Raw genomic sequence first — 23,593 nt, forward strand, 5'->3', positions numbered from 1 at the left:
ACAATAATTTTCCGCCCTGTTTCTGAGCGACCATGAACGCTTACCGAGGAGCGGATCGAGATGGCGTGGGCGACGATTTCAGGCGAGTGGCGTGACGCGGTCGGGGCCGCGCACGGCGCGGAGTCCAAATACAAACGGCTGGTCAAGGCGATTGCCCAGGATATCGAGCGCGGCGCACTCGTTTCCGGCGTGCGCCTCGCACCGCAGCGCGAGGTGGCCGCGGAGCTGGGCGTGAGCGTGCAGACGGTTACCAATGCCTACAAGGAACTCGAGAGGCAGGGCCTGATCCGTTGCGAGGTCGGGCGCGGCAGCTTTGTCGCCGCGCGCGTGACCGAGTCGATGTCGAACTACATTCTCGACACGGCCGAACGCGAGATCGTCGACTTTTCCATTGCGCGCATCGTCCACACGCCGCAGCACGACGCCGCGTGGCGCGACGTGTGCGCCACGCTCGCCACGCTGGACGATCAGCCGTGGATTCGTTCTTTTCGCCCCATCGCGGGCTTCGAGCATCATCGCCAGGCGGGCGCGGCGTGGCTCGCCTCGCTCAACATGCCGGTCAAACCCGAATCGCTCCTCATCACCAATGGCGCGGCGCACGGCATTTTCCTCGCGCTTGCCTCCACCGTCGGCCCCGGCGACACCGTGCTCTGCGAAAGCCTTACGGACCACGGCGTGATCGGCTCGGCAAGCGTGCTCGGCTTCACGCTCAAGGGGCTCGAAATCGACGAATACGGCATACGTCCCGAGCATTTCGAGGAGATGTGTGACAGCGAGCGCGTGAGCGCGCTCGTCTGCACGCCGACCTTCAACAATCCCACCATGTCCGTGCTGCCCGACTCGCGGCGCCGCGCGATTGCGCGCATTGCCGAGCGTTACGGCGTATACGTGATCGAGGACGATGTTTATGGCGCGCTGCCGGCGAAGGCCAACACGCCCATCGCGAGCCTGATCCCCGAGCTGGCGTTCTATTGCACGAGCATGACGAAATCCGTGCTCACGGGCCTGCGCACGGGCTATCTCGCCATGCCGCGCCGCCTTGCGCTGCGCGTGGAAAGCGTGCTGCGCGTGAGCAGCTGGATGGCGACTTCACCGATTGCGGAGATCGCCACGCGCTGGATCATGGATGGCACCGCGCGCCGCCTCGTGGAGCTGCAGCGCGAGCGGCTTGCGGCGCGCCAGGCGATGGTGCGCGCGGCCTTGGGCGGCTATGTGCTCGGCGCGCATCCCAACGCGCTTTCCGCCTGGCTGCGCGTGCCCGACTTCTGGCAGGCGGACCGCCTCGTGCGCGAATTGCGCAATCGCCAGATTGCCGTGACGTCGCCGGACCCATTTCTCGTGGGCGGCACCCAGCGTCCCAACGCGGTGCGCATCAGCCTTGGCGCGGAAGCGTCGGATGCTGCGTGCCGCCACGCGCTGCAGACCATGGCGGGCGTGTTCGAGCAGTATCCGCACGTGCACGATTTCAATTAGGCTTTTTTGCGCGCTCCCGCCTCAACGCGCGCGGATTGTACCAGGACATTAGAAAGACCGTTTTGGCTCATTAGACTGGATTGCACAGCTTCACTGGAAGGAACGTGCATTTCATGTCGTCGCCGCTTTCATCGCTTTCATCGCTTTCGTCCCTTGCGCTTGCTGATGTGTACCGCGCGCGCCAGCGCGTCGCGGGCCGCGCAGCGCTCACCCCGCTCGTGGCGTCTCCCACCTTGTCGGCGCGGGTGGGCGCGCCGGTCTACTTCAAGCTCGAAACCGTACAGCCCACCGGCAGCTTCAAGTTGCGCGGGGCGACCAACGCGGTGGCGCAACTTGCCGAGTCGGACGTGACGCGCGTCGTCACCGCATCGACCGGCAATCATGGCCGCGCGCTCGCGTATGCGGCCCATGCGCTCGGCATGGAGTCGGCCGTGTGCATGTCGTCGCTCGTGCCGCAAAACAAGGTTGATGCCGTGGCCGCGCTCGGTGCGCGCGTCGTGATTGCGGGCAAGAGCCAGGACGAGGCGCAGATCGAAGCGCAGCGTCTCATGCGCGAGGAAGGCTATGCGTTCGTGCCGCCTTTCGACGACCTGCGCGTGATCGCCGGACAGGCCACTATCGGTCTCGAAATTCTCGAAGCCTTGCCCGATACCGCAACGCTCGTGGTGCCGCTCTCCGGCGGCGGACTGTTCAGCGGCGTGGCATTCGCGGCGAAGCAGATACGGCCGGACGTGCGCGCCATCGGCGTATCGATGGCGCGCGGCGCGGCCATGCACGCGAGCCTCGCGGCGGGCCGTCCCGTCGACGTAGAGGAAAGCGAAACATTGGCCGATTCGCTGGGTGGCGGCATAGGCCTCGACAATCGCCATACCTTTGCGCTGACCCGGGCGCTTGCCGACGAAGTCATCTTGCTCGGCGAAACCTCGATCGCGCGCGGCGTGGTCCATGCGTATCGCGAAGAGCGTCTCGTGGTGGAAGGCGCGGGCGCGGTGGGCTTGGCGGCGCTGCTGGACGGGCACATCGAGCAAGGCAAAGGCCCGATCGTGATCGTCGTGAGCGGCGCGAACATCGACATGACGGTGCACCGCCGTCTCGTGACGGAGGTTTGAAATGCATGCCGAGTTCTCACCTGGGTTGCCACCTGAGTTGCCACCTGTCACGTTGCTGGGCGCAGACCAACTGCGCGAACTGGTCCCACTCGATCTTGCGGCCGTCGATCAGGTCGAATCCGTTTTCGTTGCGCTCGCAACCGAAGCCGTCGCCATGCCGCCCATTCTCAACCTCGCGCTGCCCGAGCGGCATGGCGAGGTCGATGTGAAGACGGCGTATTTGCCGCGCTTCGAGCAGTTCGCCATCAAGATCAGCCCCGGCTTTTTCGATAATCCCTCGCTCGGCCTGCCGAGCCTGAACGGACTGATGCTGGTGCTGTCTGCGCGCACAGGCCTTACCGAAGCCGTGTTGCTCGACAACGGCTATCTGACCGCCGTGCGCACCGCCGCGGCGGGCGCGGTGGCCGCTCGCTGGCTCGCGCGTCCTGACGCGCGCCATGCGGCGGTCATCGGCGCGGGCGAGCAGGCGCGCCTGCAGCTCGATGCACTGATGCTGGTGCGCAGGATCGGGAGCGTGAGCGTCTGGGCCCGCGACGCGGCGCGGGCTGCTGTGTTCGCCGCCGACGCCGAACGCCGCCACGGCGTGCATGCGCGCGTTGCCGCTTCGGTCCACGACGCGCTCGAGCATGCCGACGTGGCCGTGACGACCACGCCCAGCCGCACGCCGCTCGTTCACGCGGCAGACCTGCACGCCGGTTTGCACCTCACGGCCATGGGCTCCGATGCCGAGTACAAGAACGAACTCGCACCCTCGGTGTTCGAATCGGCGCGCTACGTCTGCGACCGCTTGCAGCAAACGCGCGTGCTCGGCGAACTCAGGCATGCGATTCAGGCGCACAAGGTCGCACCCGATCGCGGCTTCGCGGAGTTGGGCGAAGTGATCGTGGGCCGCCGCGAGGGCCGCATGCAAGCAAGCGACATCACGATCTGCGACCTCACCGGCACCGGGGCGCAGGACACCGCCATTGCCGTTCTCGCCTTGCAGCGCGCCCGCGCGGCCGGCGCGGGCGCGGTGTTTCACAACGCAGTCACGCCTTGAGAGGGAAAGATGTCCGCAGCAACCGAAAGGAGTGAGGTAGCGCCGCGCCTCGTTTTCGCACGCAGCGAGTACGACGCGCGCATTGCGAAGACGCGCCGCGCAATGCAGGACGAAGGCATTGATCTGCTGATCGTCACGGACCCGACCAACATGAACTGGCTGACGGGCTACGACGGCTGGTCGTTCTATGTCCACCAATGCGTGCTGCTGACCATGGACGGCGAACCCGTCTGGTTCGGTCGCGGCCAGGACGCGAACGGCGCAAAGCGCACGGCATTCATGTCCCACGGCAATATCATCGGCTATCCTGATCATTACGTTCAGTCGCCGGTGCGCCACCCCATGGACTATCTGGGCACGGAAGTCATCGCCGAGCGCGGCTGGGACACGCTGCGCATCGGCGTGGAGATGGACAACTACTACTTCAGTGCGGCGGCCTACGCGTCGCTTCAGCGCTATTTGCCCAGGGCGCGCTGGGTGGACGCCACCGCGCTCGTGAACTGGCAACGCGCGGTGAAGTCGCCGCGCGAGATCGAGTACATGCGCGTCGCGGCGCGCATCGTCGAGAAGATGCACGCGCGCATTCTCGACGTGGTCGAGCCGGGCATGAAGAAGTGCGACCTCGTTGCGCAGATCTATGCAGCGGGCATTACGGGCGTGGAAGGCCACGGCGGCGACTACCCCGCCATCGTGCCGCTGTTGCCCACCGGCGCCGACGCCGCAGCCCCGCACCTCACATGGGACGACTCGGCGTTCACCGCGAACGCGGGTACCTTCTTCGAGATCGCCGGCTGTTACCACCGCTATCACTGCCCGCAGTCGCGCACGGTCTATCTCGGCAAGCCGCCGAAGCACTTTCTCGACGCCGAGAAAGCCGTGGTGGAAGGCATCGAGGCGGGCCTTGCCGCCGCGAAGCCCGGCAACGTGTGCGAGGACATCGCCAATGCGTTCTTTGCGGTGCTGCGCAAATCGGGCATCGAGAAGAACAGCCGCTGCGGCTACCCCATCGGCGCGAGCTTTCCGCCCGACTGGGGCGAGCGCACCATGAGCCTGCGCCCCGGGGACCGCACCGTCCTCGAACCCGGCATGACGTTTCACTTCATGCCGGGCCTGTGGCTCGACGACTGGGGCCTCGAAATCACAGAGAGCATCCTGATTACCGAAACCGGCGTCGAAACGTTCTGCACCACGCCGCGCAAACTGTTCGTGAAGGAGTAGGACCGATGCGTGCGTCACCGATTACGCCGACTGTCGATTACGACGCCAATGGCGTGCAACACGGTTTCCTGAGGCTGCCTTATTCGCGCGACGACTCCGCATGGGGCGCGATCATGATTCCGCTTACCGTGGTCAAGCACGGCGAGGGGCCGACCGTGCTGCTCACGGGCGGCAATCACGGCGACGAATACGAAGGGCCGATCGCGCTCGCCAAACTGGCGGGGTCGCTGCAGGCCGCGGACGTGAACGGCCGCGTGATCATCGTGCCGTACATGAACTATCCGGCGTTTCGTGCAGGTACGCGCACCTCGCCGGTCGACGCGGGCAATCTGAACCGCAGCTTTCCGGGGCGTCCCGACGGCGGCGTGACCGAAAAGATCGCCGACTACTTTCAACGCGAGTTGCTGGCGCGCGCGGATTACGTGCTCGATATTCACGCAGGCGGGCGCACGCTCGACTTCGTGCCGTTCGCGGCGATTCATGTGCTGCCCGATGGCGATCAGCAGGCGCGTTGCGAGCGGGCGATGCGTGCGTTCGGCGCGCCGTACTCCATGCGCATGCTGGAACTCGATAGCGTGGGCCTGTTCGACAGCGCCGTGGAGGAAGCGGGCAAGGTGTTCGTTTCGACCGAACTGGGCGGCGGCGGCACGTCCACCGCGCGCAGCGTGGCGATTGCGGATCGCGGCGTGCGCGGTTTTCTTGCGCACGCTGGCGTTATCGAGCGCAAGGCTGGCGAGCGCGGCATCGGCCCGCGCACGACCACCTTGCTGGACATGCCCGACTGCACTTGCTACACCACGAGCGAGCATCGCGGCATGCTGGAAATGTGCCGCGATCTGGGCGACACCGTCGAGGCAGGCGAAGTGCTCGCGCGCGTGCACGACATCGACCGCACCGGCGCGCGCGCCGTGGAATATCGCGCGCAACGCGGGGGGCTGCTCGCGGCGCGCCATTTCCCGGGGCTCGTGCAGGCGGGCGATACCGTGGCCGTGGTTGCCGATGTCGTCGAACACAACCTGCCTGTGACGGCATGAGCGCGCCGTGATCAAGCTCGACCGTTACGATCTGGCCATTCTGCGCATCCTCGAGCGCGATGGCCGCATTACGAAATCGAAGCTCGCCGAAGCGGTCAATCTTTCCATTTCTCCGGCCTGGGAGCGCGTTCGCAAGCTCGAGGAAAGCGGCGTGATACGCGGCTATCACGCCGAGGTGGACTGGGTGGGCGCGATGCGTGTCAGCCGTATCGTCGTGGAGGTGACGCTGTCGCGCCATACGGCGCCCGACATGCGGCGCTTCGAAGAACGCGTGAGCGCGGCCGAGGAAGTCGTGCAGTGCTATGCCACGGGCGGCGGGGTGGACTACGTGCTGCACGTGACGGCGCGCGACATCGACCACTACCAGCGCTTTATCGACGCGCTGTTGATGGAGGATCTCGCCATCGAGCGCTACTTCACCTACATCGTGACGAAGGTGGTGAAGTGCGCGCCCAACCATGCGCCTGCGTGGGCACTGGAAAGCGCATGAATTTTTCGCGCTCGCGCGCAGCGGTTCCAAAAAAAACGCAAGTGTACGGCGCTGAAAACCAAAAAATTCGCGATGACTGCCGCCTCAGAATGGATGGCATATCGACAGATCTGACAAGGAGTAGACGAGATGCTGCCAGGACACCCCATTCTGTTCAAATCGCTGTGCTACGTGGACGGCCGCTGGGTGCACAGCGACAGCGCGGCGACCGTGGCCGTGCAGAACCCGGCGGACCAGTCGGTGATCGGCCACGTGCCCATGCTGGTGCGCGCACAGATCACCGGTGCAGTCGACGCCGCACAGCGCGCCTTCGAATCGTGGCGCTGGGTTTCGCAGGCAGAGCGCAGCGCGACGCTCATGCGCTGGCACGCGCGGATCGTGCGGAACCAGGAGGATCTGGCTGCGCTGCTCTCACTGGAGCAGGGCAAGCCGCTCGCCGAATCGCGCGGCGAAATCCGCTATGCGGCGAGCTTCATCGAATGGTATGCGCATGAGGCAAAACGCCTGGCAGGCCGTACGATTCCCACGCACATCGACGGTGCACATCTGGCCACGGTGATGGAACCGGTGGGCGTCGCGGCGCTCATCACGCCATGGAATTTTCCGGTGGCGATGATCACGCGCAAAGCCGCCGCTGCGCTCGCGGCCGGCTGTACCGTCGTCGTGAAGCCCGCTCACGAAACGCCGTATTCGGCGCTCGCCCTGGCGCAGCTCGCGGAGGAGGTGGGCTTTGCGGCGGGCGTCTACAACGTGGTGCTCGGCGAGCCGCACATGGCGATGGAGACGCTGGTGAGCGACACGCGTGTGCGTGCCGTGAGTTTCACGGGGTCGACGCGGGTGGGCTCGCTCGTCACGCAGGCGGCGGCGCGTGCGGGGATCAAGAAGGTCGCGCTGGAACTGGGCGGCAATGCGCCGTTCATCGTCACGGAAGACGCCGATCTCGACCAGTCCGTGAAGATTGCCGTGGGCGCGAAGTTCCAGACCTCGGGCCAGGACTGCTGCGCGGCGAACCGTATTTTCGTGGCGCGGCCGCTTTACGAAGCGTTCGTGGAGCGCTATGCGGCAGCGGTGCGCGCGCTCAAGACTGGACCGGCGTTCGAGAAAGACGTGGACGTGGGCCCGCTCATGCACCAGGCCGCGTTCGACATTACGGTCGCGCGCGTGGCCGATGCATGCGAAAAGGGCGCGCGCATCGTGGCGGGCGGCCAGCCGCATGCGCTGGGCGGCTGGTACTACGAGCCCACCGTGATCGCCGATGCCGCGCCCGGCATGCGCGTGTACGACGAGGAAAACTTCGCGCCCGTTTCGGCAGTCTGCGCGTTCGACACGCTCGACGAAGTGATCGCAAAGGCAAACGACACCGAATACGGGCTTGCGGCCTACGTCTGTGCCGCGCGCATGGACACGATCTTCCAGCTCGTGCGCAGGCTCGATTTCGCGATGATCTCGGTGAACGGCGTGAAGTTCACGGGCGCGCCCATTCCATTCGGCGGCATGAAGGCCTCGGGCCTCGGCCGCGAAGGCGGCGCGGAGGGCTTCGAGCCCTTCGTGGAAACCAAATATTTTTGTCTTGGCAATCTCGGCCTGCCGCTCGCGGGCATGGCCTGAACCGGAATCAGGAGGACAACATGACTCAACGCATCGACGCACTCTTCGAGCAGGACCGCGCGCACTTCATGCACCCGTCCACGCACGCCTACGACCACGAGAGCGGCGCGCTGCCGGGCAGGATCGTGCGCGGCGGCAAGGGCATCCGCATCGAGGACCATCAGGGCAAGCCGTATATCGACGCCTTCGCGGGCCTTTACTGCGTGAACATCGGCTACGGCCGCACCGAAGTCGCCGACGCCATGTACGAGCAGGCAAAGCAGCTCGCCTACTATCACACTTACGTCGGCCACTCGTCGGATGCGATCATCGAGCTGTCGTCGCGCATCATCGACTGGGCGCCGGCCGGCATGAAGAAGGTGTATTACGGCATGTCCGGTTCGGATGCGAACGAAACACAGGTCAAGATCGTCTGGTATTACAACAACGTGCTGGGCCGTCCGAACAAGAAGAAGATCATCTCGCGCGATCGCGGCTATCACGGCTCGGGCATCGTCACGGGCAGCCTCACCGGCCTGCCGAGCTTCCATCAGCATTTCGATCTGCCGATCGATCGCGTGAAGCATACGGTTTGCCCGCACTGGTATCGCAAGGCGCCCGCGGGCATGAACGAGGCACAGTTCGTCGCGTACTGCGTGGAAGCGCTCGAAAAGCTGATCGCGCGCGAAGGCGCGGACACGGTCGCCGCATTCATCGCCGAGCCGGTGATGGGCACCGGCGGCATCATCGAGCCGCCCAAAGGCTACTGGCCGGCCATCCAGGCGGTGCTGCGCAAGCACGACATCCTGCTGATCTCCGACGAGGTGGTGTGCGGCTTCGGGCGTCTGGGCTCGAAGATGGGCGCGCAGCACTTCGGCATCGAACCGGATCTGATCACGGTCGCGAAGGGCCTCACGAGCGCGTATGCACCGCTTTCCGGCGTGATCGTGGGCGAGAAGGTCTGGGACGTGATCGCGCGCGGCTCGCAGGAGCACGGGCCGATGGGGCACGGCTGGACCTATTCGGGGCACCCGGTGTGCGCCGCCGCGGCGCTCGCCAACTTGGCGATCCTCGAGCGCGAAAAGCTCGTGGAGAACGCCGCGCAGGTCGGCTCGTACTTCGGCGCGAAGCTGCGCGAGGCGTTCGGCGCGCATCCGCTCGTGGGCGAGGTGCGCAGCGTGGGCATGCTGGCGGCGCTGGAGTTCATGGCCGACAAGGAAGCGCGCAAGCCGTTCGACCCGGCGCTGAAGATCGGGCCGAAGGTTTCGGCGGCGGCGCTGCAGCGCGGTGTGATCGCTCGCGCCATGCCCCATGGCGACATCCTGGGCTTTGCCCCGCCGCTCGTCATGACGCGTGCGGAGGCCGACGAAATCGTCGGCATCGTCAAGCAGGCCGTGGACGAGGTGGCCGAGCGCAGTCTGGTGGCGGGGTGAGCCGTAAAGCGCGCCTCAACCATTGACGGTTCGACGTCACGAGCCGCCGTACGCGAGTACGGCGGTTTTTTTTGATCCCGCAGGGCTTGCCCAGGTGTTGCTTTTCGGTCGCTTGCGTTTGCGCAATAGGCCGTGAAACCGTTGCCTGACAAGACTCAAACGCGCGGGGTTCTGGTGCGCGGCATTTTGCCACCACATTGACGCACGCGCATGGTGTGACAATGCGTCGAAGTCTTAATAAATGTTAAAGAAGGAGTCGTTCGATGCTCTCACCCGTCGCAGGATCGGCTATCGTCGTGCGCCAAAGCAGCCGTGCTCCTCTCGCTGCAACACAGCCCAGCGCACGCTGCTCAGGGTGCGCCATGCGCCATCTTTGCATGCCGCAAGGGCTGCCGGCCGAAGAACTGCCGAAGCTCGAGGCGCTGATCTGCGGGGCCCGCAAGGTGCGCCGCGGCGAGGCGCTCTATCGCTCGGGCGACCGCTTCGACAGCCTGTACGCGGTGCGCTCGGGCTCGCTCAAGACGCTGATCGTCAACCGCGACGGTCGCGAGCAGATCACCGGGCTGCGTCTCGCGGGCGACGCGCTGGGGCTCGACGGCATCGCCACCGACGTGCACGCGTTCAGCGCCGTCGCGCTCGAAGACAGTTCGATTTGCACGCTTCCCTACGCCGCGCTCAAGACCCTGTGCCGCGAAAGCGGCACGATGCAGGATCGGCTGCACCGACTCATGGGCGACCAGTTCAACCAGGAAGCCTCGCAGATGATGGTGCTGGGTTCGCTCACCGCCGAGGAACGCGTGGCCGCGTTCCTGCTCGACGTGTCGTCGCGCAACTGGCAGCGCGGGTATTCGCAGGCGGAGTTCCGTCTGCGCATGTCGCGCGAGGACATGGGCAGCTACCTGGGCATCACGCTCGAAACGGTGAGCCGGATCCTGTCGCGCTTCCAGAAGCGCGGCCTGATCGACGCCCAAGGCAAGCTGATTCGCATCTGCGATATCGAGGGGCTGCAGACGGTTTGAGCGGGCCGCTGACGCGACAGCCGTCGAACCTCCGATGACTGCCGCAGCCAGCCGCTCCTTACTTCTCGTCGAGACCCAGCCCCGGCAGGCGGTGCGTGCCTTCGAGCTGGACTGCGTGCAGCAGATGCGGATCCACGTCGAGCGCGCTCAGGATCGTCGGTGCGACCTGGGTCGTGAAGACGTAGTGGTCGTCGTTGCGGCCGGCGTGGCGAATGCCGGGGAACGACACGACGAGACCCAGATGGCTGTCGTCGGGCGCGTTGCCGCCATGCTCTTCATCCTTGGCCGTGCTGGACGTATAGATCACGCCGGGGTTCGGCTGCACGATGATGTCCGGCGTGCGGCCGTTCGACGGATTGCCGAACCAGTCGGCAAGGCGGTCGCCGGTGAGGATGTACGCCTGCGGGCCGTCCGCGCAGATGCCCGGCGCGTTACAGCTCAGGTTCGCCTGCAGCGTCTTGACCACGGCGTCCTTCTGGCTCTGGTCGCGCAGCCAGATCAGGCCCACGTCGTCGGTTTGCACCATGCCCGTGCCCGAGAGGCCCGAACCGTCGTTCAGGTTGCCCGTCTTCGTGTTGTTCTGGCCGAAGTTGCCGTTCGGGTCCAGATAGTTGTTGGCCTCGAGCAGCTTCGTGAGCGTGTCGCCGTTCTTCACCAGCTTCGAGTGATCGGTCGGCGACTGGCCGTGCTTGGCCGTCACGATGATGAGCGTCGACGAGTAGAGGTTGCGCTGCTTCAGTTCCTGCACGACGCGGCCGAGCGAGTTGTCCAGGTACGTGATCGCGGCGGCGACCTGCGGGCCCGGCGTGAAGTCGGCGTCGAGATATCCGCCTTGTTTCGCCACCGGCGACTTCTGCGCGACGCTAAGCGTCTGGAAGTTCGTGCCGAACATCGTGGGCACCGGCGCGCTCGTCTTGCCCGTCGAATCGAGGCCATCGATTTCGTTGATCAGCGCCTGCACGTGGATGTTGTCGAAGACTTCGGTATGTGTGTAGGTATCCAGATAATTCGTGCCCGTCGTGGGGTCGATCGAATTGATCTCGGTGCGCGCCAGATCGTCCACGCCCTTGCCTGAAGGGCCGTTCACCCAGTCATAGCCCCACGCATGCTTGTCCGCCCACGCGGTGCGCGCGCCGTGGATGTTCTGCTTGATCACTTCGAAGACGGTGTTCGTCTTGATGTAATTGTGCGGATACACGGGCGTGCAAACGCCATTGACCTTTGCATAAGGAATGGCCTGCGGATTGAACGCGCCGCCGCCGTCGAGGTGGATCAGCGCGCCGCCGTTCTCCCCGTCGATGCCGGCCGTCTCGTCGAACACGACGTTCCAGCCTTGCGGGCCCTTGCAGTGAGCGTCGAGCGGTGCGTAGAGCGTACGGTCATATGACACGTCATAGAAAAGGCCCGCGCTCTTCGGCGAGCCGCCCGTCACCAGCGCCGTGAGGCCCGGGAACGAGTCGGACAGATGCGGCGTGTGGGCGTTCGTGTAGGTCACGCCGGACTTCGCGAGCAGCGCGAGATTGGGGCAGGCATTGCTGCCGATGCAGCGGGCCACGTCCTGTTCATGCAGACCGTCGAAGCTGATCAGCAAGACATGCTTCACATCCTTCATGTCGCCTGCATAAGCCGTCGAGTGCATACCCGCAAGTGCCACGGCACTTGCGCCAACGACTGCGCCTAAGCGCGACCACCGGGTCGTATTCTCCATCATCCACCTCGTTTTTTGTCTTGCATTTGGGGGAACTGCGAGGGACTTGCGCACAGCCCGAGCAATGTGGGGCTGGAAGGCGAATCTCTCGTGACGCCCTGCTTTCATCTCGCCGTCAGTTGTTATCAGTTGTTGCAGGACACGTTCGCTAGACGTGAGGTGAGGGTTTTCGCGGGTGTAAACTGCTGCATTCGAGTGTTTGCAGTCCGCTTTGCAGCGCTCGTTAATAGTGAGTTCCATTCAGACCATTCCGGGCAACACATAATCGAATCCAAAGGGAACGTCATGGCAAAGGATGAAATCGTCTGGGGTATCCTGGGTACGTCGAAGATCAACGACAAGGTCGTCGTGCCCATGCACCACGCACCGAAGTGCCGTGTAAAAGCGATTGCTTCGCGTTCAGCGGAGAAGGCCCAGGCTGCCGCGGCGAAATATGGTCTCGCACACGCGTACGACAGTTACGAGGCGCTGCTGGCAGACCCGGAAATCGATGCGGTCTATATTCCGTTACCCAATCACCTTCACGTGGAGTGGACGATCAAGGCCGTCGAGGCGGGCAAGCACGTGCTATGCGAAAAGCCGGTCGGGCTCGATGCGCAACAGGCGCAACGATTGATCGCGGCGCGCGACAGGAGCGGGCGGTATATCCAGGAAGCCTTCATGGTGCGCACGCATCCACAGTGGCTAAAGGCGCGGGCGTTGATCGACGAGGGCGCGATTGGCGAATTGCGGGCGGTGACCGGCGGCTTCACTTACTACAACACCAATGCGCAGGACATTCGCAACCACGGCGAAATGGGCGGAGGCGGTTTGCTGGACATCGGCTGTTATCCCATCACGACGTCGCGCCTCATTCTCGGGCGTGAGCCGAAGCGCGTGGTCGCGCTGCTGGAGCGCGATCCGTCGTTCGCAGTGGACCGTCTTGGCTCCGTGCTGATGGACTTCGAAGGCGTGCAAGCGAGCTTCTTTTACTCCACCCAGACCCATCCTTACCAGCGCATGCAGTTTCACGGCACGACCGGGCGAGTCGAGGTCGAGATTCCATTCAACGCGCCGAATGACCGGCCGACGCGGCTCTTGTTGAGCAAGCAGGGAGAAGCGGATCGCTGGCTGGAACTGCCGGTATGCGATCAATACGGCGTGGCAGCGGCGGTATTCGCCGAGGCGATTTTGAACGGCACGCCCCAGGCGATTGCGCTGGAAGACGCCTGCGCAAACATGCGCGTGATCGATGCCGTATTCCGTTCGGCCCGATCGGGCGCGTGGGAGAGCATCGCTTGACGTCGAAGCGCAGCGGGTGGGTTCAACGGCCCCTGGTTGGACCTGCGCCCGCCTTGCGGCTCTTCACATGGTCGATGAATGCGCGCAGCTTGGGCATGATCTGCCGGCGGCTCGGGTAACAGAGAAACACGCCCGGCAGCACCGGCGCGTAGGCGTCGAGCACGCGCACGAGTTTGCCCGCTTTCACCGCGTCGGAAACCATCGGCTCGGGTAGCTGTGCGAGGCCGATGCCTTCGAGCGCCGCGCCCATCATGGTCGGGAAGTCGCTGGCGATCAGCGGCCCGGACACGGCGATCTCCACGGCCTGCCCATGGTCGTCAAATGACCAGCTGGCCAGCGCGCCGCTGGAGCGCCGCCAGCGCAGGCATGCGTGCTGGCGCAGATCGTCGGTGTGGCGGGGCCGTTTGTTACCGGAAAAATAGGCAGGACTACCGACGACAACGAGGCGAAACGGCGGTGTCAGCGGTACCGCCACCATGTCGGCGGCGACGAGTTGACCCAGCCGGATGCCGGCATCGAAGCCTTCCGCCGCGAGATCGACCACTTCCTTGCTCACGGCGATTTCCACCTCCACTTCGGGATAAGCCTGGCAGAACGAAGCGAGCAGCGGCTCGAGCAGAAGCGGGACGACCGCACGCGGCACGGAGAGCCGCAACAGACCCGTAGGGCGCTGGCCGAGATCGCGCGCGACTTCGCTTGCGGCGACCAGTTCCTCGAAGGCGGGCCTGGCGCGCGAAAGAAACCGTTCGCCGGCTTCGGTCAGGCCGACGCTGCGCGTGGTGCGCACGAACAGCGCCGCGCCGATGCGCTCTTCGAGCACACGCACCGCCTGGCTGATCGCCGAAGGCGTCACCCCGAGGTCCGCTGCCGCCTTGCGAAAGCTGCGGTGTCTGGCAACGCACAGGAACGCCTCCACGCCATCGAGCGCACCTTGCCTGACTGTGAAGTTCTGCTTCATGACGCATCAACATTGTGATGAATAGTCGCTCGCGGGAATCGATGGTACACCTAACGTGCCAGCCGATGACGCGCGCAAACCGCGTCGCGCACAGGCAGGGTCCCCCGCGAAGTGCGGCATTCATCTGGAGAACCGTCGATGAGCACACCCGCCATTCCCCTTGGCACCGTCCCGCCGCGCCCGGCCTGGCGCAGCCTGCGCTGGATCGCGCCGCTCACGCTCCTGTGGATTGCCGTGATGTACTGGCTGCCCGCGATTCCTGGCAGCGGTTTTCAGACCACGGCGCACCAACTCGTGGCCCAGATGTTCATGGCGCTCGGTCTGTGGCTCGGCCTCGAACGCACCGGCCTGACGCTGAGCGAGCGCCGCACGACCTGGCTGGCGATTCTCATGGCGCATGCGCTTTGGTTTGCAGTCGTCTGGAGCGCGGCGATCCACGGCGTCTTTCGACTGAGCGCCGTGCCGCCGCCGTTGCCGTTGCTGCCGTTGGCGATATTCCTTCCGGTGATTGTCGGCGCGCCGCTATTGCTGCTGTCGAAGCGGGTGGGGCGAGTGCTCGACGCGATGCCGGCGGCCTGGCTCATCGCGCTGCAGTTTTACCGCGTGTTCGGCAGTTGGGCGATTGTCGCGTGGCTGCACGGCGCGATGGCCGGCGTGGACGCATTGCCGGCGGGCACCGGCGACCTGCTGACCGGCCTCTTCGCCGTGCCTGCGGCCATCGCGGTGGCGAGCGGGACCGCGCAGGGGCGCAAGGCGGCCATCGTCTGGAACATTTTCGGACTCGCCGATTTCGCCGTCGCCGTGACCTTGGGGATGGTCACGGCGCCCGGCCGATTCCAGCTGATCGCGCCGGATACGCCGAGCCTCAACGCGGGCACGTGGCCGTATGTGTTGACGCCCGCGTTCGTCGTGCCCAGCTCGGTCCTGCTGCATGCGCTTTCGCTGCGGCAACTGTTCCGGCGTCGCGCCGCATGAGTTCCCTTCATTTCATCCGCACATCGCAAAACACCTGGCAGGAGGCAACATGTCACCGGAATCGATCTTTCGCTTGCATCTCGCGCTCGGGTATGTCGCGTGGCTCCTTTGTTTTACCGTGTACATCTGGCCCCGGCTCAAGTCGATGGACTCATTCGACGCACAACGCGCGATCGCCACGCTGCACAGCTTCCGCTTCTTCGGGCTGGTCTTCATGCTGTCGGGCGTCGTGAGTCCAGACCTGCCCGCGAGTTTCGCCGTGCCCACGGCCTATGGGGACCTCGCAACGGGTGCGCTGGCCATGCTGGCGCTACTCGCGGCGAGAAAACGTCCAGTCTTCTGGTTTTTCGTCGTGGCGTTCAATCTCGTAGGCGCAGTGGATCTGGTTCTCGCCTACTACCACGCCATCCAGGCTGGCGTTCCTGTGCACGTGGGAGAATTGGGCGCAACGTACGTGATTCCCGTGATCGTCGTGCCGCTGCTGGCGATTACGCATGGCGCCGCCTTTTATTTGCTGCTGCGTCCGCAGAGCAAGGCTGCCGCACACAGGGAATCCGCCGCGCGCCACGATTCGTTGCGCGGGAGCGCCCGCTAACGCTTCGTGCACCTCACACGCAGGGCGGCAAATTCACTGGACAGAGGCCGAGCGGCGTTGCTTTAATAAGCAGCCGTTCCTTCGCCAATGCAACCCGGTTCAGGAGACAACCCAGTGGACAAAGCCGCCGATCCGATCCTGCAGGTGCTGCACCAATACCAAGCCGCGGTATGGGCCAAAGACGTCGATGCGTTCCTCGCGCTATACGATCCGGACATCGTGGCCTTCGACATGTGGGGCGCCTGGACGTACGAGGGGATCGCGTCATGGCGGAACATGGTGGAGGGCTGGTTCGGCTCGCTGGGCACCGAACGCGTGATCGTGGATTTCAGCGAGGCGCAGACCGCCGTCTCCGGGGACCTCGCCGTGGTCCATGCTTTCGTAACGTACAAAGCGGTGGCGGCGGATGGCGAGGCATTGCGCTCGATGGACAATCGCATGACCGCGACGCTCAGGCAAACGGGCGAGGGCTGGAAGATCGTCCACCAGCATTCGTCCTCGCCGATCGATCCCGCGACGACCAAGGTCATTTTCAAACGTTAGGGCCTGTTCACATTCATAACGGCCCCTAAATCGCTGCAAAGAAAAATGCCCGGCACACGGTCGGGCATTCCGGACGGAGCATGACGGGCGCACGCGGCCCGCCATGCCGTTACTGCTGCGCCTTGCCAGGCACCTGTTGCCCGCGCAACGAGCATCCCTTCGTCTCGATCACGAAGAAGAGGGCGACGGCGCCCACCGCGCACGCGGCCATCATGTAGTACGCCGGAACGAGCGGGCTGCCGGTCTTGTCCACGAGCCAGTCGCTCACGATCGGCGCGGTGCCGCCGAACAGCGAGGTCGAGACGTTGTAGGCAATTGCCATCCCCGCATAACGCACGTGCGTCGGGAACATGGCGGGGAACATCGCCGAGATGGTTGCGAGCTGCGGCGCATAGAGCAGCCCGAGCACCGCGAAGCCGATCAGCGCGCCGCCCACGCCGTGGCGCATCAGCAGGAACATCGGCACGGCGGCGACGAACAGCCCGACGAGCGAGAACCACCAGAGCGCCTTGCGGCCCACGTGATCCGAGAGCCGGCCCGCGAACGGCAGCAAGGCCATCATCGCGAGCATGCCGATGAGCGGAATGAGCAGCGACATGTTCTCGCTCACGCCCAGTTCCTTGTGCATGTACGTGGGCATGTACGCGAGCAGCACGTAGTTCACGACATTGAGCGCGACCACGAGCCCGCCCAGCAGCACGAGCGGCACGCGATGCTCGCGCAGCAGCGTGCGCAGGGAAATGGCCGGGCGCTCCCGCTCCTGTTGTTCGAACTTCTCTTCCATCTCGCGGAACACGGGCGTGTCTTCGATGCGCGAACGCAGATAGAAGCCGATCAAGCCCAGCGGCGCCGCGACGAGGAACGGCAGACGCCAGCCCCACGCATGCATCGCATCGTTGCCGAGCGCAAGCGACGCCGCGAGCATCAGCAATGCGCCCAGCGAAAAGCCGGCCAGCGTGGCGAACTCGAGGAAGCTCCCGCAAAAGCCGCGCCGCGCGTCGGGCGCGTATTCGGCCATGAAGGTGGCCGCGCCGCCATATTCACCGCCGGTGGAGAAGCCCTGGATCATGCGCAATACGATGAGCGCGGCGGGGGCGATCCAGCCTGCTTTCGCATAGGTGGGCAGAAGGCCCACGAGCAGCGTGCCGCCCGACATCAGCAGCACGGTCAGCGCGAGCACTTTCTTGCGCCCGAAGCGGTCGCCGAGCGGCCCCCAGAACAGGCCGCCGAGTGGGCGAATCAGAAATGAAATCGCAAAGGTGCCGAGGGCGAACAGCGTGGCGCTCGCCGTGCTGCCCGGAAACAGCGCCGCGGAGATATAGGCGAGTCCATAGGCGTAGATGCCATAGTCGAACCACTCGGTTGCATTGCCGAGCGCGGCGGCGGTAATGGCGCGGCGTGGCAGCGTGTGCGCGCTGCCGGCGGGGGCGGCGTGCTGGTCGTGGTCGGGAGTCGACGTGTCGTCCCATAGGGACCGGCCCGGCGTGGGGGAATGCCAAGTTTCGGCGAATCGCATAAGACGTCCTCTTGTCAGGAACCGCGGCCCGAATGGCGCGCTTGAGCGATCAAGTTAGTCCCGTCAATTTCCGTTTCCGATGTCATAGGACGATTTCGCATCGGGACTTTCCCTGCCTGCGCATCGCGAATACCCGTCGCGCCGGTGCAGTGGCGACTTTTGACCGCTCTCCCGGAGGTGCACGCAAGCGAATGGCAGCAACATTTGCCGCCTTTTGGGACGGTTGACCTGTTTCGGCGTTGCCAGCAGGGCTGTTGCTTTGCACAAAAGTTGACTTTTGTGACACTGGAATCGGCCCAGGACTAACCCGAATGCAAGAAAGTATCAGTCTGCGGTCTGATTTTCAGTGGTGGATGCGTGCCGCGGCGGGTAATTTTCAGTCATGGCGGCGCGCGGTTTGAGACCAGGTCCAGTGTATGCGCGAGCAGCCGTCGCAGAACAAGAAGAAACCCGTGCAGGAGGAGTCGAGATGCAAACCATTGGGGCCGCCGCGGCGCGCACGAGCGCGCCTTGCGCCACACATTCCCAACCCGACCTCGAACTGGTCGCCGTGCCGCGCGACGAGTCGTTCAAGGTCTGGTCGCACGGCTACCCCTATCGGACGGTGCGCTGGCACTTCCATCCCGAGTACGAGATCCACCTCATCACCGCGACCACGGGCAAGTATTTCGTGGGCGATTTCATCGGCAGCTTCGCGCCCGGCAATCTCGTGATGATCGGCCCGAACCTGCCGCACAACTGGGTGAGCAGCGTGCCGCACGACGAACCGGTGGACGAACGGTGTCTCGTCCTCCAGTTCGATGCGGATTTCATCGCCCGCGCGATCGATGCGTTTCCCGAATTCAGGCGCGTTCAGCCGCTGCTCGGCGCGTCGTGCTGGGGGCTCCTGTTCGCGCCGGAAACGGGCGCGGCCGCCGAGCCGATCCTGCGCGAGATGCTGGGCGCACAGGGCATGCGGCGTGTCACGCTCTTCATCGATTTGCTCGACCTGCTCGTGCAAAGCGGGGAGCCCGCGGCGCTCGCAAGCGAGGCGTACCGCGCCGACCCGGCCCGCTATGCCGGTACGCGCATCAACCACGTGCTCGCCTTCATCGGCAAGAATCTTTCGCAGGAGCTGCGCGAAACGGAGCTGGCGGAACTGGCCGGGCAGAGCGTCAGCGCATTCTCGCGCTATTTCCGCCGCCATACGGGCGTGTCGTTCGTGCGTTACGTGAACCAGTTGCGCATCAATCTGGCGTGCCAGCTGCTGATGTCGGGCGAACTGAACATCACGGACATCTGTTATCAGGTGGGCTTCAACAACCTCTCGAATTTCAACCGCCAGTTCCTGTTGATCAAGGAAATGTCGCCGTCGCGCTGGCGATCGTATCAGCGCCTGAATGCCGCGAGCGCGGCCAGCAAGAGCGAAGCCGTGTTCGGCGCGGCTGCGATCGGCTAGCGGATCGCCCAGCAAGAGGCATTCAAACGCAGTGCGCATTTCGGGTATTGCGCAGGACGAACTCACGCGTTCACCAGGCAGCACCGGCAACCCTACCAGGCATTCAACCAAAAAACGGAGACACCCAATGACCCGACTTCACACCCAACTGATCGGCGCCGCCGCACTCAGTCTCGCCCTCGCGGGCATCACGTCGGCTTACGCCGCGCCGAGCGGCACGGTCGCGTTCCTGATGCCCGACCAGGCCTCCACGCGCTACGAGCAGCACGACTTCCCCGGTTTCAAGGCCGAAATGGGCAAGCTCTGCCCCGATTGCAAGGTGCTTTACCAGAATGCGAATGCCGATGCCTCGCAGCAGCAGCAACAGTTCAATTCGGTGATCGCCCAGGGCGCGAAAGTGATCGTGCTCGACCCGGTGGACTCCACGGCCGCCGCTTCGCTCGTGCATATGGCGCAAAGCCAGGGGATCAAGGTCATCGCGTATGACCGGCCCGTGCCGTCGACGCCTGCCGATTACTACGTGTCGTTCGACAACGAGGAAATCGGCAAGTCCATTGCCCAGTCGCTCGTGCAGCACCTGAAGGAGTCGGGCGTTGCCGGGAGCAAGGGCGGCGTGCTCGAAGTGAACGGCTCGCCGACTGACGCCGCCGCGGGGCTCATCAAGAAGGGCATTCATGAAGGGCTGCAGGGCAGCGGCTACAAGACGCTCTCCGAGTACGACACGCCTGAGTGGGCGCCGCCCAAGGCGCAACAGTGGGTGAGCGGGCAGATCACCCGCTTCGGGCCGCAGATCGTGGGCGTGGTGGCCGCCAACGACGGCACGGCGGGCGGCACGATCGCGGCCTTCAAGGCGGCGGGCGTGAATCCGGTTCCGCCGGTCACGGGTAACGACGCGACCACCGCGGGCCTGCAACTGATCATCGCGGGCGACCAGTACAACACGATCCTCAAGCCCAGCGAGATCGTGGCGGGCGCGGCGGCGAAAGTGGCCGTGGGCTTTCTCGACGGCAAGCCCGTGAAGGGCGAGACGACGCTCTTCAAGACGCCCACGCAACTGTTCAAGCCGGCCGTCATCACGCAGAAGAACATCAAGGCCGAGGTGGTGGACAAGGGCTTCGCGAAAGCGACGGACCTGTGCACGGGCCGTTACGCCGAGGGCTGCAAGAAGCTCGGCATCGGCAGCTGATGCGCATGACTGGGCCCGGCGCGCGCGCCGGGCCTCGAGAGCAACGAAGAGGTACCCATTTCATGACTGACGACTCTACGAACCGCGCCACGACACGCGGCGCGAGCGGCGAGCTGGTGCTGAGCCTGCGCGGCATCTCGAAGCACTTCGGTGCGGTATCGGCCCTCACGGATATCGAGCTCGACGTGCATGCGGGCGAGGTGGTCGCCCTCGTCGGCGACAACGGCGCGGGCAAATCGACGCTCGTGAAGATTCTTGCCGGCGTGCACCAGCCGAGCGCCGGAACGATCACGTTTCGCGGTCAGCCCGTGAACCTGTCCGATCCGGGCACGGCGCTCGACCTGGGGATAGCGACGGTGTTCCAGGACCTCGCGCTGTGCGAGAACCTCGACGTCGTGGCGAACATCTTCCTCGGCCGCGAGTTGAGCCCGTACCGGCTCGACGAGGTCACGATGGAAGTGAAGGCCTGGACGCTCCTCAACGAGCTTTCGGCGCGTATTCCCAGCGTGCGCGACGTGGTCGCCTCGCTCTCGGGCGGCCAGCGCCAGACCGTGGCGATCGCGCGCTCGCTGCTGCTCGATCCGAAGCTCATCATGCTCGACGAACCGACCGCCGCGCTCGGCGTGGCCCAGACCGCCGAGGTGCTGAACCTGATCGAGCGCGTGCGCGACCGCGGGCACGCCGTCATCATGATCAGCCACAACATGGAAGACGTGCGCGCCGTAGCCGACCGCATCGTCGTGCTGCGCCTCGGCCGCAACAACGGAATTTTCTATCCCGATTCCTCCAACGCCGAGCTCGTGGCGGCGATCACCGGGGCGACGGAAAACGCGGTATCGCGCCGCGCGGGCCGCCGCCAGGCGCAACAGGACGTCCAATGAAAGGAACGATCATGAGCAAGACTATCCATGGCGCTCCCGAGCATGAAAACCCGGACGCTTCAAAGCCCGGTTCAAATCCCGATGCGAAGCCCGGTTCAAAGCCCGACGCGAAGCCTTCGACGCTGCTCGACCGCAGCGACGTGCGCGTGAAGCATGCGAGCGGAGTCGGCGAGAGCGTTTCGGCGTTCGTCGACCGCGTGCGCTCGGGCGACCTGGGTTCGCTCCCGGTCATCGCGGGGCTCGTGATCATCTGGACAGTGTTCACGAGCCTGAACCCCGTGTTTCTTTCCGCAGACAACCTCGTGAACATGCTGTTCGACTGCTCGACGGTCGGCGTCATTTCGCTCGGCATTGTCTGCGTGCTGCTGCTCGGGCAGATCGATCTCTCGGTGGGCTCGATGAGCGGCTTCGCTTCGGCGCTCGTCGGCACGTTATGGGTCAACGACGGCTGGCCCGTGCTGCTCGCCGTCGTCGCCGCCATTGCGGTGGGCGCGGTGATCGGCGCACTGTACGCGTTGCTGCTCAACTGGATAGGCATGCCAAGTTTCGTCTCGACGCTCGCGGGCCTGCTCGCCATCCTCGGCATGCAGCTCTACGTGCTCGGCTCGACGGGTTCGATCAATTTGCCCTACGGATCGGCGATGGTGAATTTCGGGCAACTGATGGTGATTCCGCCGGCCGTCTCGCACGTAATTGCACTGCTGCCCGGTATCGTGCTCCTGCTGCTCGGTATGCGCACGCGCGCGCGCCGCCATGCGGCCCGGCTTTCCGCGCCTTCGGTTGCAGGCCTGCTCGGGCGCGCGGCGGCGCTCACCGTGTTCCTCGAAATCGTCGTGGCCTATCTCAACCGCGGGCGCGGCGTGCCGCTGATGTTCGGCCTCTTTCTGGGGCTCGCGGTCGTCATGCAGTACGCGCTCACGCGCACGCGCTGGGGCCGTTCGATGCACGCCGTGGGCGGCAATCACGAAGCCGCACGGCGCGCGGGCATCAAGGTCGGGGCGATCTATACGAGCGCCTTTGTGCTGTGCGCGAGCCTGGCCGCGATCGGCGGCGTGCTGACCGCGGCGCGCCTCGCTTCGGCGAGCCAGCAGGCCGGCACCGGCGACGTCAACCTCAACGCCATCGCGGCAGCCGTGATCGGCGGCACGAGCCTGTTCGGCGGGCGCGGCAGCGCGTGGTCGGCGGTGCTCGGCATTATCGTGATCCAGTCGATTGCGAGCGGCCTCACGCTGCTGAACCTGTCGTCGTCGCTGCGCTTCATGATTACGGGCGCCGTGCTGGCCATTGCGGTGATCGTCGATTCGCTCGCCCGCCAGTCGCGCGTTTCGCATGGCCGCGCCTGAGGCGCTCGAACCCGATCCAAGGAGAAAGTCACTCATGTCTGAATCGATCAAGGGAAAGGTCGCCGCCATTACGGGCGCGGCGTCCGGCATCGGCTTCGCGTGCGCGCGCGCGTTCGTGGACGAAGGCGCGAAAGTCGTGCTGATCGACCGCGCCGAGGACCGGCTCGCGAAATGTTGCGCGGAACTGGGCCCTAATGCACTGCCGCTCGCCATGGACCTGCTCAATCCCGCGGACTATGCGGCCATGCTGCCCAGGATCCTCGATCTCGCTGGCGGGCTCGATATCTTCCACGCCAACGCGGGTGCGTATATCGGCGGCGAGGTGGCGAACGGCAATCCCGACGAGTGGGACCGCATGCTCAACCTGAACATCAACGCCGCGTTTCGCTCGGTGCACGCGGTGCTGCCGCACATGATCGCGCAGAAGGCGGGCGACATCGTTTTCACGAGTTCCGTGGCGGGCGTCGTGCCGGTGGTGTGGGAGCCCGTCTACACGGCCTCGAAGTTCGCGGTGCAGGCGTTTGCGCATACCGTGCGCCGCCAGGTCGCGAAGCACGGCGTGCGCGTGAGCGCGGTGCTTCCCGGCCCCGTGGTCACGGCCTTGCTCGACGACTGGCCCAAGGCGAAAATGGACGAGGCGCTGGCCCAGGGCAGTCTGATGCAGCCGAAGGAAGTGGCCGATTCCGTGGTATTCATGCTCACGCGGCCGCGCAATGTCACCATTCGCGACCTCGTGATCCTGCCTAACAGTGTCGATCTGTAACCTA

21 protein-coding genes are annotated in these 23,593 nt (G+C 65.0%); 18 read left to right on the forward strand and 3 right to left on the reverse strand.

All coding sequences use genetic code 11. The features are described 5' to 3' along the window. Positions 1 to 60 precede the first annotated feature (60 nt). From ehuR to BHE01S_RS01465, 9 genes are all read left to right on the forward strand, one after another. Complete coding sequence (gene ehuR, locus BHE01S_RS01425; RefSeq protein WP_042259706.1) at positions 61 to 1,473, forward strand: MocR-like ectoine utilization transcription factor EhuR; 1,413 nt, start codon at positions 61 to 63, stop codon at positions 1,471 to 1,473. Positions 1,474 to 1,586: 113 nt separating this feature from the next. Then, positions 1,587 to 2,582, forward strand: coding sequence for a hydroxyectoine utilization dehydratase EutB (gene eutB, locus BHE01S_RS01430; RefSeq protein ID WP_042259708.1), 996 nt, complete (start codon positions 1,587 to 1,589; stop codon positions 2,580 to 2,582). A 1-nt stretch (position 2,583) separates the two neighbouring features. After that, positions 2,584 to 3,621, forward strand: coding sequence for a cyclodeaminase (locus BHE01S_RS01435; protein ID WP_042259710.1), 1,038 nt, complete (start codon positions 2,584 to 2,586; stop codon positions 3,619 to 3,621). Positions 3,622 to 3,630: 9 nt separating this feature from the next. After that, complete coding sequence (doeA, locus tag BHE01S_RS01440; protein ID WP_042259712.1) at positions 3,631 to 4,839, forward strand: ectoine hydrolase DoeA; 1,209 nt, start codon at positions 3,631 to 3,633, stop codon at positions 4,837 to 4,839. 5 nt (positions 4,840 to 4,844) lie between these two features. Further along, positions 4,845 to 5,873 (forward strand): N(2)-acetyl-L-2,4-diaminobutanoate deacetylase DoeB, encoded by a 1,029-nt coding sequence (gene doeB, locus BHE01S_RS01445; RefSeq protein WP_042259714.1) that lies wholly within the window; start codon positions 4,845 to 4,847, stop codon positions 5,871 to 5,873. A 7-nt stretch (positions 5,874 to 5,880) separates the two neighbouring features. Next, entirely contained in the window at positions 5,881 to 6,363 is a 483-nt protein-coding gene (locus tag BHE01S_RS01450) for an Lrp/AsnC family transcriptional regulator (protein WP_042259716.1), read from the forward strand. A gap of 129 nt (positions 6,364 to 6,492) precedes the next feature. Continuing rightward, the gene (locus BHE01S_RS01455) at positions 6,493 to 7,971 is read left to right on the forward strand and encodes an NAD-dependent succinate-semialdehyde dehydrogenase (protein ID WP_042259718.1); all 1,479 of its coding nucleotides are present in this window, start codon (positions 6,493 to 6,495) and stop codon (positions 7,969 to 7,971) included. Between the two features lie 20 nt (positions 7,972 to 7,991). Continuing rightward, positions 7,992 to 9,383, forward strand: a complete 1,392-nt coding sequence (locus BHE01S_RS01460; RefSeq protein WP_042259720.1) for an aspartate aminotransferase family protein — start codon at positions 7,992 to 7,994, stop codon at positions 9,381 to 9,383. 263 nt (positions 9,384 to 9,646) lie between these two features. Further along, positions 9,647 to 10,402: a helix-turn-helix domain-containing protein gene (locus BHE01S_RS01465; protein ID WP_084068458.1), complete on the forward strand. Its 756-nt coding sequence runs from the start codon at positions 9,647 to 9,649 to the stop codon at positions 10,400 to 10,402. A gap of 58 nt (positions 10,403 to 10,460) precedes the next feature. Here the strand turns inward: BHE01S_RS01465 and BHE01S_RS01470 are convergent, their stop codons facing one another. Beyond that, complete coding sequence (locus BHE01S_RS01470) at positions 10,461 to 12,110, reverse strand: alkaline phosphatase family protein (protein WP_042259970.1); 1,650 nt, start codon at positions 12,108 to 12,110, stop codon at positions 10,461 to 10,463. A 285-nt stretch (positions 12,111 to 12,395) separates the two neighbouring features. Between BHE01S_RS01470 and BHE01S_RS01475 the strand changes: the two genes are divergently transcribed. Further along, positions 12,396 to 13,391, forward strand: a complete 996-nt coding sequence (locus BHE01S_RS01475; RefSeq protein ID WP_042259724.1) for a Gfo/Idh/MocA family protein — start codon at positions 12,396 to 12,398, stop codon at positions 13,389 to 13,391. A 22-nt stretch (positions 13,392 to 13,413) separates the two neighbouring features. Here the strand turns inward: BHE01S_RS01475 and BHE01S_RS01480 are convergent, their stop codons facing one another. Then, on the reverse strand, positions 13,414 to 14,349 hold the full coding sequence (locus BHE01S_RS01480) for a LysR family transcriptional regulator (protein WP_042259725.1): 936 nt from the start codon (positions 14,347 to 14,349) through the stop codon (positions 13,414 to 13,416). 138 nt (positions 14,350 to 14,487) lie between these two features. Between BHE01S_RS01480 and BHE01S_RS01485 the strand changes: the two genes are divergently transcribed. From BHE01S_RS01485 to BHE01S_RS01495, 3 genes are all read left to right on the forward strand, one after another. After that, positions 14,488 to 15,324 carry a hypothetical protein gene (locus tag BHE01S_RS01485; protein ID WP_042259726.1) on the forward strand — a complete coding sequence of 279 codons (837 nt, stop codon included), beginning with the start codon at positions 14,488 to 14,490 and terminating at the stop codon, positions 15,322 to 15,324. A gap of 49 nt (positions 15,325 to 15,373) precedes the next feature. Further along, the gene (locus BHE01S_RS01490) at positions 15,374 to 15,919 is read left to right on the forward strand and encodes a hypothetical protein (protein ID WP_042259728.1); all 546 of its coding nucleotides are present in this window, start codon (positions 15,374 to 15,376) and stop codon (positions 15,917 to 15,919) included. Positions 15,920 to 16,033: 114 nt separating this feature from the next. Continuing rightward, positions 16,034 to 16,462 carry a YybH family protein gene (locus tag BHE01S_RS01495; RefSeq protein ID WP_042259729.1) on the forward strand — a complete coding sequence of 143 codons (429 nt, stop codon included), beginning with the start codon at positions 16,034 to 16,036 and terminating at the stop codon, positions 16,460 to 16,462. 109 nt (positions 16,463 to 16,571) lie between these two features. Here BHE01S_RS01495 and BHE01S_RS01500 read toward each other — a convergent pair whose 3' ends face one another. Next, positions 16,572 to 17,978: an MFS transporter gene (locus BHE01S_RS01500; protein ID WP_042259730.1), complete on the reverse strand. Its 1,407-nt coding sequence runs from the start codon at positions 17,976 to 17,978 to the stop codon at positions 16,572 to 16,574. 469 nt (positions 17,979 to 18,447) lie between these two features. Here BHE01S_RS01500 and BHE01S_RS01505 point away from each other — a divergent pair, with 469 nt between their 5' ends. The 5 genes from BHE01S_RS01505 (at position 18,448) to BHE01S_RS01525 (ending at position 23,589) form a co-directional block, all read left to right on the forward strand. Beyond that, a complete protein-coding gene (locus tag BHE01S_RS01505) occupies positions 18,448 to 19,416 on the forward strand; it encodes an AraC family transcriptional regulator (protein WP_042259731.1) in 969 nt (322 codons plus the stop codon). Between the two features lie 127 nt (positions 19,417 to 19,543). After that, positions 19,544 to 20,602: an ABC transporter substrate-binding protein gene (locus tag BHE01S_RS01510; protein WP_042259733.1), complete on the forward strand. Its 1,059-nt coding sequence runs from the start codon at positions 19,544 to 19,546 to the stop codon at positions 20,600 to 20,602. 62 nt (positions 20,603 to 20,664) lie between these two features. Then, positions 20,665 to 21,483: an ATP-binding cassette domain-containing protein gene (locus tag BHE01S_RS01515; RefSeq protein ID WP_042259734.1), complete on the forward strand. Its 819-nt coding sequence runs from the start codon at positions 20,665 to 20,667 to the stop codon at positions 21,481 to 21,483. Positions 21,484 to 21,494: 11 nt separating this feature from the next. Beyond that, entirely contained in the window at positions 21,495 to 22,826 is a 1,332-nt protein-coding gene (locus tag BHE01S_RS01520; RefSeq protein ID WP_084068478.1) for a sugar ABC transporter permease, read from the forward strand. Between the two features lie 34 nt (positions 22,827 to 22,860). Then, complete coding sequence (locus BHE01S_RS01525; RefSeq protein ID WP_042259975.1) at positions 22,861 to 23,589, forward strand: SDR family oxidoreductase; 729 nt, start codon at positions 22,861 to 22,863, stop codon at positions 23,587 to 23,589. The last annotated feature ends 4 nt before the right edge of the window (positions 23,590 to 23,593 follow it).

Source organism: Paraburkholderia heleia NBRC 101817 (assembly GCF_000739775.1).
In the GTDB taxonomy this organism is placed as follows: Bacteria; Pseudomonadota; Gammaproteobacteria; order Burkholderiales; family Burkholderiaceae; genus Paraburkholderia; species Paraburkholderia heleia.